The sequence below is a fragment of the Thiomicrorhabdus heinhorstiae genome, from assembly GCF_013391765.2.
In the GTDB taxonomy this organism is placed as follows: domain Bacteria; phylum Pseudomonadota; class Gammaproteobacteria; order Thiomicrospirales; family Thiomicrospiraceae; genus Thiomicrorhabdus; species Thiomicrorhabdus heinhorstiae.
In genome coordinates this window covers 26,164-37,557 of the sequence record NZ_JACBGI020000026.1, presented here as the reverse complement: position 1 = coordinate 37,557, position 11,394 = coordinate 26,164, and the positions used below count along the sequence as shown (strand labels likewise).

The following is an 11,394-nucleotide window of genomic DNA, read 5'->3' as shown; positions in this document are numbered from 1 at the left end:
GTCGTTAATCGAAAACTTTATTTCGATTTCCCGAAAAACGCGCCGCAGAGTTTCACTCTCGGCGCGTTTTTCTTTTCCACCTCTTTTTTCCTCCCGGATAATTGCTTAAACTCATTTGTTAAAAAGCCGATAGATACCTTATAACCATCCAACCCGGCTTTATTTAAAAGGAGTTTTTATGGCCTTTCGCCGCCTACTGCATAGCATTCTCTTTAGCGCGATCCTCGCTGGCACTTCAATGGGCGTTAGCGCAGATTCTGACTGCGAAGCCGCACATATCGATCTATGGACTCGCGCCGAAGTAGCCTTAAGCGGAGACCGCCTGATTATTCAAGGCAAAGTAGTGAGGTTGGCGGGAATCTACGCACCACGCCGCGCCAAACAACAAAAATTCACTTCTCCTGCCGATCCTCTGGCAAAACAGGCTCAGGATTTTCTGAATCGCCTGCTGGCAGAACATAAAAACGAAGTCGGTGTCGAGTACGACCAGACCAAAGTCGACAAATTCGGTCGCCAACTGGTGCATCTGTTTTTTAAAGACGGCACCAATATTGAAGAACGGATTCTTGCCGCCGGCTTCGCCCTGCGATCCGCCGAGCAAAATAATCTCAAACACCAAAGCTGCTACAAAGCCGCCGAAAATCAGGCTCGCAAAAACCGTTACCAGATCTGGGACCTTCTGACCCAGTATCCCGATCAGCATTTCCCGCTTATCGAAAGCAAGGTTATCCGTGCCGAAGATGAAGGCTATCGCATTATCCGCGGTAAAATCGAAAAGGTTCTCAAATCCGATAAATACTATATCGTCAATTTCGACACCACCGGTATTCGCATCCCCAAACGTGCATGGGAAAAGTTCGACTGGCAAAAACTATTGGAACTAAAAGGACAGACCGTCGAGGTTAGAGGTTTCGTCAGTCACTACAAAACCGCGATGTATATGATTGTCGAAGAACCCTTCGCTTTCGATGTCTTTGCACCTTGAACAGGCGTCCTGTCTTAAAACTAAGTTCATACTCTCGGGCTCGAAAAGTTTTCTAAATCAATGCCTTTAGGCTAGAATAGTCCCCTTATTTTCGATTCGATAACCAAATAATATAAAGGGCCGAGGAATGGCAGCACTACAAAACGATCGCTTTTTACGCGCTTTACTTAAAGAACCGGTAGACCGCACGCCGGTATGGATGATGCGTCAAGCAGGACGTTATCTTCCTGAATACCGCGCAACACGTAAACAAGCCGGCTCGTTTATGGATCTGTGCCGCAATAAGGAACTGGCCTGTGAAGTGACCCTGCAACCGCTTGAGCGCTTTCCTCTGGATGCCGCCATTCTGTTCTCCGATATTCTGACTATCCCGGATGCAATGGGTCTTGGACTGCGTTTCGAAACCGGTGAGGGCCCTGTTTTCGACAAGCCGGTTCGCACTATGGCGGATGCCAAAAAACTGTATGTTCCGGATATGGGATCGGATTTGGGCTATGTCATGGATGCCGTCAGCACCATCCGCAAAGCGCTGGATGGACGTGTACCGCTAATCGGCTTCTCCGGAAGCCCTTGGACTCTGGCAACTTACATGGTTGAAGGTGGCTCCAGCAAAACCTATTCGATCATTAAAGCGATGATGTACGATGAACCGGCTACTTTACACCACATCCTGGATGTTCTGGCCGACTCGGTCATTGCATATCTGAATGCACAGATTGAAGCCGGCGCTCAAGCAGTACAGATTTTCGACACCTGGGGCGGCGTTCTGACACCACGCGACTATAAAGAATTTTCACTACGCTATATGCACAAGATCGTTGACGGTCTGAAACGCGAAAACGACGGCCGTAAAGTTCCGGTCATTCTTTTCACCAAAGGCGGCGGCCAGTGGCTGGAAGCCATGGCGGAAACAGGCTGCGATGCGCTTGGTCTGGATTGGACCACCGATATCGACGAAGCGCGCGCCCGCGTTGGTGATCAGGTCGCATTGCAGGGAAACATGGATCCGAGCATCCTGTACGCTTCTCCGGAACGTATCCGCCAGGAAGTCGCCTATATTCTGGAAAAATTCGGCACGGGTTCAGGTCATGTATTCAACCTAGGCCACGGTATCCACCCGGAAGTAAAACCGGAACACGCTGAAGCCTTTATTAAAGCCGTAGTAGAACTGAGCCCTCAGTACCATTCATAAAAAGCTCTGCAAGCACGCTATTTTTTGCTTAGCAGCGAAAACAAGAAAACGCTCGATTAGGAAAACCGATCGGGCGTTTTTTTTGTTTCGGCCCGAAGAAAAAGCCGAAACACCACCTTTCAACCCTACAAACAACCCGGTTGAAAATAAATTTTCATCTGTTATTCTTCTACTCCATGCTTAAATCAATTTTACTTATCAATACATAACCTGGAGTTATAAATGAAATTTTCTAAAGTTGTTTCTCAAGCCGTATTAGGAACTGCCATCACAGCAACCATGGCCTTCTCTTCATCAGTCTCGGCTGTAGAGCCAAGCAAATGGGCGACTCCTGCTCCTACACAGGCTGACCGCCATTCTCCTCAAGAATTGTATATCGATGCGGCCAACACCTATAAATGGATGAAAGAAGACGACAGCGTTATTCTGGTGGACGTGCGTACCCCTGAAGAGTGGCAATTCGTCGGCTATACGCCAATGGCGCAAATCATGATTCCTTCGGTCTTCTTTCGCTACGATGCCGTCGATGCGAAGAAGCCTCGCTACTCAAGCAAACTGAACGAAAACTTCATTTCCGAATTCGAAGAAAAGTTGTTTGACCTGGGTGCTGACAAAGATTCAACCTACGTTATTATGTGTCGTTCAGGTGCAACCCGTGCGCAACCGGCGGCAAAAATGCTGGATCAGTACGGTTATAAAAATGTTTACATCATGACTGACGGTTTTGAGGGCGGAAAAGTTAAAGATGGTGAGCGCAAAGGCTGGCGCCTGAGCAAAGGCTGGAAAGTCAACAACCCGACCGATTCCTGGACTTACAAAATCGACACTAAAAATACTTTCCTGATGAAATATTAATCGTCAGTATTTATCGATTCGTACAACAAAAAACGCCGGACTGATTTTTCACTCCGGCGTTTTTTGTCTTTTCTGTTCAAACAGACTAATATCTTCACGAAAGCCTGATTGCGATTACAAAGCCTTGAATTCTTCTGGCATATCGATGTCTTCATCGCTGAACAAGAACTTCTGCATCTCTTCCATCAGGAAACTACGTGCTTTCGGGTCCAGACTGGATAAACGGTACTCGTTAATCAGAATCGTCTGTTGCGCCAACCACTGCTTCCAGGCTTCCTTGGAAACATTGTTATAGACTCTCTCACCCAATTCTCCCGGAAACGGCGGAAAATCCATACCGTCCAGTTCTTCACCCATTTTCACGCATTGTACTTTTCTTGACATGCTGTACTCCTTAACCAAGCCGTCGCAGCCTTATCCTAATAGGCCTGCAACTGTTCTAATAATGTCTGTACCGGCGCCGGTAATCCGTAACGCCCCTCTTGCAAGGCTTGCAATTCGATCCATAGTCCCGACTCGTTCAAGTCCGCAGCGGCATAGTCCGGCTGCGCCTCTTCCACATCGCTCTTGCGCGATGCTTCGCAATACACCGGCGTGATATCCAAATGATAGTGCGAAAAAGTATGGCGGAATGTTTCCCATTTTAGCAAACTTGCGCCGCGACCCAACTTTGATTGTGCAATTTCCTCGCATTCCTGCCAATTATGCAATTGGGGAAAGGCCCATAAACCACCCCAGATACCGTTTTGCGGGCGCTGCTCCAACCAGAGGTGATTGGCATCATCACGCAAAACCAGTAAAAATGCCTCTTTAGCCGGTTTATCTTTTTTCGGTTTGCGCACCGGTAAATCTGCCACCATTTGCTGTGCAAAAGCAGCGCAGCCATCTTTAAGCGGACAGCCATTGCACAACGGTTTACTGCGTGTACAAAGCGTCGCACCCAAATCCATCATTGCCTGGGTGTAGTCACCAAAACGCGCTGAAGGCGTTAAGGCTTCCGCCTTTAACCATAGATCGGTTTCCACCGCTTTTTCGCCCGGCCAGCGCTCAATCGCATAGTAACGTGCCAAGACGCGTTTAACATTACCATCCAATATCGCATATCGCTTTCCGTGAGCAATCGACAGAATCGCGCCGGCAGTCGAGCGACCGATGCCGGGCAGTGCAACCATCTCGTCAAGAGTTTGCGGGAATTCACCTTTATGTTGCGCTTGAATAACTTGCGCCGCTTTATGCAGGTTCCGACCGCGGGCGTAATAACCCAATCCGGCCCAATGCGACAGAACTTCATCCTGCTCAGCATTTGCTAAATCCTGCAAAGTCGGAAAACGCTGCATAAACTTCTGATAATAAGGAATGACGGTTTTAACCTGGGTTTGCTGCAGCATGATCTCCGACACCCAGACCCGATAAGCGGTTTTGTTTTCCTGCCAGGGCAGATCGTGCCGACCATATTGATCGAACCACTTTAATAGCTTTTCAGCGAAAGACGCTGCATTTGACGGTTGTTTCATTGTATTTATCTAAAATTGACGGCAGGCCAAAATGCTTTAAATAACCTGATCGCCAGTAAATTCCGTTATACTATGCTCGAATTTCAAGCCTAATTAATCGATCCAATAATCGACACTGAATGATAAGACATCCTATGCACGATTCAAACACTTCCAGCGAATCCACAAACGAAAATACCTTTTCCAGACGCATCAAAAGCTTTGTCTTGCGTCAGGGACGTTTAACGGCATCGCAACAGAAAGCACTTGACGATCACTGGTCAGAATTCGGCCTGACGATTGAACACGGTATGCTGGACTTCACGCAAGTATTCGGCAAAGAAGCGCCGACCATCGTCGAAATCGGTTTCGGCATGGGAAAAAGTCTCGCGGAAATGGCCGAAGCCAATCCTGATAACAATTATATCGGTATTGAAGTGCATCGGCCGGGTGTCGGCGCACTGCTGAAGCTGATCGAAGAAAAAGAGCTGAGCAATGTCCGAGTCTTTAACCACGATGCGATCGAAGTTTTGGAACAGTGCATTCCCAAAGATTCTTTGGCCGGCGTCTACCTTTTTTTCCCGGACCCATGGCACAAAAAACGCCACCACAAGCGACGTATCGTTCAACCGCAATTTGTTCAGGTTCTGGCAAGTCATTTAAAAATCGGCGGTCAATTCCACATGGCAACCGACTGGGAAAACTATGCCGAGCATATGATGGAAATAATGAATGCGGCGACCAACTTCCGCAATGTCAGCGGACAGGGTAAATTCACTCCGCGTCCTGACTACCGCCCTTTGACGAAGTTCGAACAACGCGGCCACCGTTTAGGACACGGGGTCTGGGACCTTATTTTCGAGCACATCTGACGGCTCGGATTTCGGCAATCGACTCACTTCCAGTTTATTGCCGTCCCACTGCCAGGCAAAATCGCCGTTAATAACCTTGTCTTTATCGATTTCCTTGCGCATCTCCAGCGGGACACCGAGTTGCTCCGACCACTGGGAGAACTTCAAATTTTTGGCGTTTAAAGTACCGCGCAGATCGGTCAAAGCCCCCCATTGCCCGGCAAAATCCATATTCAAGTCACTTTCCAAAGCTTTGACTGAAACTTCTTTACCCGCCAGACTCTGATTAAGCGTATCTAAAAACAGGTATTTTCCGGAGGTGGTCAGGCGCACATCCGGTACCCGATAATCTTCCGGCAGGTGGATTTTGAACATACCGTCCCAATCTTCGAATTGCCATTCGTAAAAACGGTTGTTGATCTGCAGGCGGCTATTGATACGGAAATCCAACGAACGCGGCGACAAGCTATTGCTGTAGTTGAAACTCATGGTGATATCGAACGGCTGACCGATTCGAGCGTCAAACGACAATAGATCGATTTTATCGATTTTCGCTTCGAAACCATGCCGCTCGTCAAACACCCTGAAACGACCGTTACGCACCATTAAACTGTCGAAACTCAAACCTTGCAGGTGGTCTATCGGTTCTTGTACCGAACCGGAACTGCGGGCCACCGCATACTGCAAAGAGGCACTTTCTCGTGCCGGATAGAAGACGGCAAGACTTCTTCCGACACCGCCTTGCAGCAAACGGCTTAACCAGGGAAGGTCCTGCCAGTTATTACCCTCTTCGGAGCGAATCAGGTTCAATTTCGGAGCGACCAGTTCAAGACTTAGCACATGGATGTTTCGACTCAACAACCAGTCGACCAGAGAAAATTCAATTCGCGCCTGTTTGACCGACAGCAGATTCTCCTCTTTAAAGCCCGGAGGATTTCTTAAAGCGGCCTGACCAATATTCAAACGCAACGGCAAAATGGAAACATCGATCGAACCGCTGATTTTCAAATCGCGGCCGGTGATCTGCTTCACTTCAGCTTCAATATCCGGTTTGTAGCGGTTAAAGTCCATCCAGCTGACCGCGGCGGAAAAAGACAAAAAAGCTACGATCGGTAAAATCACCAATATCAATAAGCTTCTTTCTAACCAAAAAAACAGACGTCGCATAGATTCCGTTTTACCCTAAATTCACACTTGTCGGCAACTTAATCTTCCAGAAAAAGTTCGACCATATCATTTAAATAGCGTTTACCAAGCTCGCTTAACTGCAAATGCCCTTTCTGCAAAGGTTCAGCAAGCAGCCAGCCTTTCATTTCCATTTCTTGCAAACGCTCCTCAATTGAGGCTAACGGCAGACCGGTACGAAACTCAAATAATGACAACTCAAACCCATCCTGAAGACGTAGCGCATTCAGCATGAATTCAAAACGCAGATCTTCGGCATCCGGTTCATGCATCCTGCCGCTCTGTCCCGAAGCGATCATCTGTATATAACCGCCCGGAGAAGCCGGCATCTGGGTGCGCAGCACCTTGCCTTCGGCTGGTAGAGTCAATTTACCGTGTGCACCGGCACCCAGTCCGATATAGTCGCCAAACTGCCAGTAATTCATATTGTGTCGAGCCTGACGTCCCACCTGCGCATAGGCGGACACTTCATAGTGCCGATAACCGGCATCGGCAATCAACGCCTGGCAGGCTTCCTGCATAGTCCAGGCCGAGTCCTGATCCGGCAATATCGGCGGCTGCTTATAAAACGGCGTATTCGGTTCCAGCGTCAATTGATAATGCGACAGGTGTTCCGGCGCCAGCTGAATCGCCCGCTGTACATCGTCGATCGCCTGCTGCACACTTTGTTGCGGTAAAGCAAACATCAAATCCAGGTTAATATTGCCGAAACCGGCTTTACGCGCCGCCTCATACGCTTTCATCGCTTCATTCGAAGAGTGAATGCGACCCAGCGCCTTCAATTTTTCGTCATCGAAACTCTGCACTCCCATCGACAGACGATTGATCCCGGCATCGTAAAAACCGGCAAATTTGCGGTAATCGACGGTTCCAGGGTTGGCTTCAAGAGTTATTTCAATGTCCGGACCGAATCCCAATAACGCCCTTAGCTCCGACATAAAGCCCTGCAAACCGGCTTCCGAAATCAGGCTCGGCGTACCGCCGCCGAAAAAGATCGAAGTGATCGGTCGCCCCCAAATTAACGGCAAAGTCATTTCCAGCTGTTTGATCATCGCCTGCAAATAAGCCGCTTCATCCATATCCGGCTTAGCCTTATGCGAGTTGAAATCACAGTAGGGACACTTTTCGATACACCATGGAAAGTGTACATACAGGCTAAGTGGCAGAGGTTGAATGAAATTCACTGAACGCTTTCCTCTTGCTGACGACGATTAAGCTCGACAAACACCTTATGTCGCCAGACACTGAGCCATAACAACACTCCGACGCTCAGCATCAGAGCTTGCGCCAACGCCATTAAAAACAGGCTGTGGTGAACGTAAGGCACGACAAGCGCCGAAACCATACCCGCGGTGCCCATCTGAAACAGACTTTGAATCGAAGCCGCCATGCCGCGCTTATTCGGCAAACAATCCAGCGAGAGGATACTCAAACCCGGATTAGCCAAAGCAAATCCGATCGAATAAAGCACCAAAGGTGCAATAACCCAGAAAGTGCCCGGTTCGACCAGACCTTCCAATAGCAGATTCACCGTAATGGCGGTGACTCCCAATCCTAAAGCAACCGTAACCAGTGTTTTAGCACTCCAGAGATGCGAGAAACGGTGCGACAGCATCGAGCCGACCAGAATACCGGACACGACCGGCACGAAGAAAATCCAAAAATCCTCCTCCTGCAAATGCAAGTGATCAAAAATCAGACTGGCCGACGAAGCAACGTAGACAAAGAACCCGCCGATTAGCAAACCCTGCAAAATCACCAAACGCAAAAACACCGGATGCAGCAGGCTGTGCGCATAGGATTTAAGCAGATCAGCAGGGCGAATCGACTGGACGGTATGCGGATGCTGGGTTTCGGGAATTTTGATCGAGAAGAACAGACCGATCAGCAAAGCATAGGCCCCTAGAAAATAGAATACCGAACGCCAGCCGCTGTGCACTTCCAACCAGCCGCCGATAATCGGTGCAATCGCCGGCGCTACCGTAAACAGCATCATCACCAGGGCAATCGCTTTCTGCGCTTCGGCACCCTGAAAATAGTCGCGAATCATCGCCCGGCTGGCAACCACGCTTCCCGCCGCCATCAATCCTTGCAAAGCGCGCCCGATCAACAGCCAGTAGTAATCGGTTGCCAAGGCACATAGCAAAGCGGACAGCAGATAACCGCCCATACTGAGCAGGATAACTTTACGTCTGCCGAAACGATCTGCCAGAGGCCCCCAAACCAGTGTCGCCAAAGCAAAACAGCCGAGATAGATCGACAGACTTTGCGTCAGCCACTCGCGGCTAACGCCCAGATCCGCTTCAATCGCCGGGAAAGATGGCAAATAGGTGTCGATCGAAAACGGTGCCAGCATACTGATCAGTGCCACCAGCACCACCAGCCAGACAGGGGATAATCCGCGGCGCTCGGCTTCGGAAATAGAGTTCATCGCTTCAAGCGCCTCGTCTCAATTGCATTGTCAAAGCGTTTAATGCCTGAGCGCGGTGACTGATACGGTTCTTCTCTTCTTTAGCCAACTGAGCGGCCGATTTCTGCAATTCCTCGACCCAAAAAATCGGATCATAACCAAAACCGCCGTCACCGAGTTTTTCGTTCAGGATTTCACCGTACCAGCGTCCCAAACCGATCACCGGCGTCGGGTCTTCGGCATGTTCGACATACACCATCGCGCAATAATAACTCGCATTGCGATTTTCCTGCCCCAGCATCTCTTGCAGCAATTTCTGCAGATTGGTTTCGTCATTTGCCGCATCACCAAATTCATCGGCGGAATAGCGCGCCGAATAAATACCCGGACGCCCTTTCAAAGCACTGACTTCAATTCCGGAGTCATCGGCAATCGCCGGCAAGCCGGTTTTCTCGGAAGCAAAACGTGCCTTAAGAATGGCATTCTCGATAAAGCTCAAACCGGTTTCATCGACTTCGTCACTAAAAAAATCTTTTTGTGCCAGAACATCCCAACCGAGCGGCTGGAGGATTTCGCTCATTTCCCTGAGCTTGCCCGCATTGCCGGTGGCTAAAACCAACCGCTTCGTCTGGCTCATGCTTCACTCTTCTCTGCGTTTAAGGCCGCTTTTTGAATGTCGATCAACTTGGAAATTCCCGCCTGACCCAGAGCCAGCATCGCCTGTAATTCATGCATGGTGTAAGGCACGCCTTCGGCGGTTCCCTGCACCTCGACAAAGCGACCGCTCTCGTCCATCACCAGATTCATATCGGTGTGCGCACTTGAATCTTCCAAATAATCCAAATCCAGGACCGGCTCACCTTCATAAACACCAACGGAAACCGAAGCCACAAAATGCAGAATCGGGTTTTCTTTCAACAAACCTTCCGCCAGCAATCCGTTGATTGCCATCGCCATGGCCACGAAACCGCCGGTAATCGACGCAGTACGGGTACCGCCGTCAGCCTGAATCACATCGCAATCGATATAGATCGAACGCTCGCCGAGCTTTTTCAGATCCACCGCCGCACGCAGAGAACGGCCGATCAAACGCTGAATTTCCTGAGTACGACCGCCCTGCTTACCTGCCGAAGCTTCACGGCGCATGCGAGTTCCGGTCGAGCGCGGCAACATCCCGTACTCGGCCGTCACCCACCCTTGCGACTTACCGCGCAAGAAAGAAGGAACCGTTTCTTCAACCGTAGCGGTACAGATGACCTTGGTGTCGCCAAACTCGACCAGCACCGATCCCTCGGCATGTTTGGTAAAGTGTTTGGTCAGGCGTACTGAACGCATCTCTTCCGGTTTTCTTCCGCTCGGTCTCTGCATCTTGATTTTCCTTTTTATTTGAACCTTGTAAAATGACATGCATTATAAACGAAACCCTCGAAAGGGTGGTTGATAAGGAAGCGACCATGTCCTCAGAAACGGCAACCTCACTCAAAAGCATGACAGCCTTCGCACGCTTGCAGGACTCTCTTAGCCTATCGGACAACCCCTTACCTTACAGCTGGGAACTGCGCAGCGTAAACCAGCGTTACTTAGAAATCTACTGCAAACTGCCCGATACCCTGAGATCTCTGGAAAGCGATATTCGCAGCCGCTTGAAGCAGCATTTTCAGCGCGGCAAAATCGAAGTCTTCCTCAACCTCGACGGTAATGCTTTAACGCAGAACCTGCATCTGAATCACGCCCAACTGCACGAAATCAGCCAAGTGATTGTGCAACTGCGCAAAAATAGGCTTAATATTGGGGAAATCAACCCTTTGGAATTGCTGAAATGGCCGGGAATCCTGCTGGAAGAAGACAGTCTATCCGATTCGTTATCCCAACAGCTTTTAAACAGTCTTGAAGATGCTATCGATCAACTTGATCAGCACCGCGGTCGCGAAGGTCAGGAATTAAAACGGATTATCCTCGACAAACTCGATACTTTAAACCGCCTGGTTGCGGAGCTCATTCCGCTGATACCCGATATTTTGACGCGACATACCGACAAACTGAAAAACAAAATCGAGCAGTTGTGCGCCAATTTCGACGAAAACCGCTTCTACCAAGAAGTCGCCATTCTGGCGCAAAAAGCGGATATTCAGGAAGAACTGGATCGTCTGCAAGCGCACATTAAAGAGGTACACCTGACTTTGGAATCCGACCAGCCGGTTGGCCGTCGATTGGATTTTTTAATGCAGGAACTTAATCGTGAAGCCAACACCCTCGGATCAAAATCGATCGACCCGCAAATTTCGCAAACCGGCGTGGAGATCAAAGTTCTGATCGAACAGATGCGCGAACAGATCCAGAACATCGAGTAGGATTCGGCTGACGGCGACCTGAATTTGTCCGGCCGCAGGACAATAATTCCCACACTTTTAACAGGTAAATAC

At 49.4% G+C, this 11,394-nt stretch carries 12 protein-coding genes; 5 read left to right on the top strand and 7 right to left on the bottom strand.

The genetic code is table 11. The features are described from left to right. Positions 1 to 178: 178 nt before the first annotated feature. From H8792_RS10480 to H8792_RS10470, 3 genes are all read left to right on the top strand, one after another. Positions 179 to 985 carry a thermonuclease family protein gene (locus H8792_RS10480; protein ID WP_185978913.1) on the top strand — a complete coding sequence of 269 codons (807 nt, stop codon included), beginning with the start codon at positions 179 to 181 and terminating at the stop codon, positions 983 to 985. Between the two features lie 127 nt (positions 986 to 1,112). After that, the gene (hemE, locus tag H8792_RS10475) at positions 1,113 to 2,177 is read left to right on the top strand and encodes a uroporphyrinogen decarboxylase (RefSeq protein WP_185978912.1); all 1,065 of its coding nucleotides are present in this window, start codon (positions 1,113 to 1,115) and stop codon (positions 2,175 to 2,177) included. A gap of 222 nt (positions 2,178 to 2,399) precedes the next feature. Continuing rightward, complete coding sequence (locus H8792_RS10470) at positions 2,400 to 3,032, top strand: rhodanese-like domain-containing protein (RefSeq protein WP_228767079.1); 633 nt, start codon at positions 2,400 to 2,402, stop codon at positions 3,030 to 3,032. 114 nt (positions 3,033 to 3,146) lie between these two features. Here H8792_RS10470 and H8792_RS10465 read toward each other — a convergent pair whose 3' ends face one another. Both H8792_RS10465 and mutY read right to left on the bottom strand, forming a co-directional pair. After that, positions 3,147 to 3,416, bottom strand: coding sequence for an oxidative damage protection protein (locus tag H8792_RS10465; RefSeq protein ID WP_185978911.1), 270 nt, complete (start codon positions 3,414 to 3,416; stop codon positions 3,147 to 3,149). Positions 3,417 to 3,451: 35 nt separating this feature from the next. Then, positions 3,452 to 4,546, bottom strand: coding sequence for an A/G-specific adenine glycosylase (gene mutY / locus H8792_RS10460; protein ID WP_185978910.1), 1,095 nt, complete (start codon positions 4,544 to 4,546; stop codon positions 3,452 to 3,454). A gap of 134 nt (positions 4,547 to 4,680) precedes the next feature. Here mutY and trmB point away from each other — a divergent pair, with 134 nt between their 5' ends. After that, complete coding sequence (trmB, locus tag H8792_RS10455; RefSeq protein ID WP_185978909.1) at positions 4,681 to 5,397, top strand: tRNA (guanosine(46)-N7)-methyltransferase TrmB; 717 nt, start codon at positions 4,681 to 4,683, stop codon at positions 5,395 to 5,397. Here the strand turns inward: trmB and H8792_RS10450 are convergent. Genes H8792_RS10450 through rph form a run of 5 tightly spaced genes read right to left on the bottom strand, consistent with a single transcriptional unit; the run spans position 5,356 to position 10,339 of the window. Further along, positions 5,356 to 6,543: an AsmA family protein gene (locus H8792_RS10450; RefSeq protein ID WP_267463334.1), complete on the bottom strand. Its 1,188-nt coding sequence runs from the start codon at positions 6,541 to 6,543 to the stop codon at positions 5,356 to 5,358. The genes trmB and H8792_RS10450 overlap by 42 nt on opposite strands. A 38-nt stretch (positions 6,544 to 6,581) precedes the next feature. Continuing rightward, entirely contained in the window at positions 6,582 to 7,745 is a 1,164-nt protein-coding gene (hemW, locus tag H8792_RS10445; protein ID WP_185978907.1) for a radical SAM family heme chaperone HemW, read from the bottom strand. Next, positions 7,742 to 8,992 (bottom strand): multidrug effflux MFS transporter, encoded by a 1,251-nt coding sequence (locus tag H8792_RS10440; RefSeq protein ID WP_185978906.1) that lies wholly within the window; start codon positions 8,990 to 8,992, stop codon positions 7,742 to 7,744. Before H8792_RS10440 ends, hemW begins: the two co-directional genes overlap by 4 nt. A 4-nt stretch (positions 8,993 to 8,996) precedes the next feature. Further along, positions 8,997 to 9,608, bottom strand: a complete 612-nt coding sequence (gene rdgB / locus H8792_RS10435) for an RdgB/HAM1 family non-canonical purine NTP pyrophosphatase (protein WP_185978905.1) — start codon at positions 9,606 to 9,608, stop codon at positions 8,997 to 8,999. Next, on the bottom strand, positions 9,605 to 10,339 hold the full coding sequence (gene rph, locus H8792_RS10430) for a ribonuclease PH (protein ID WP_185978904.1): 735 nt from the start codon (positions 10,337 to 10,339) through the stop codon (positions 9,605 to 9,607). The genes rdgB and rph overlap by 4 nt, the downstream gene beginning before the upstream one ends. Before the next feature lie 86 nt (positions 10,340 to 10,425). Between rph and H8792_RS10425 the strand changes: the two genes are divergently transcribed. Continuing rightward, the gene (locus tag H8792_RS10425; protein WP_185978903.1) at positions 10,426 to 11,322 is read left to right on the top strand and encodes a YicC/YloC family endoribonuclease; all 897 of its coding nucleotides are present in this window, start codon (positions 10,426 to 10,428) and stop codon (positions 11,320 to 11,322) included. Positions 11,323 to 11,394 lie beyond the last annotated feature (72 nt).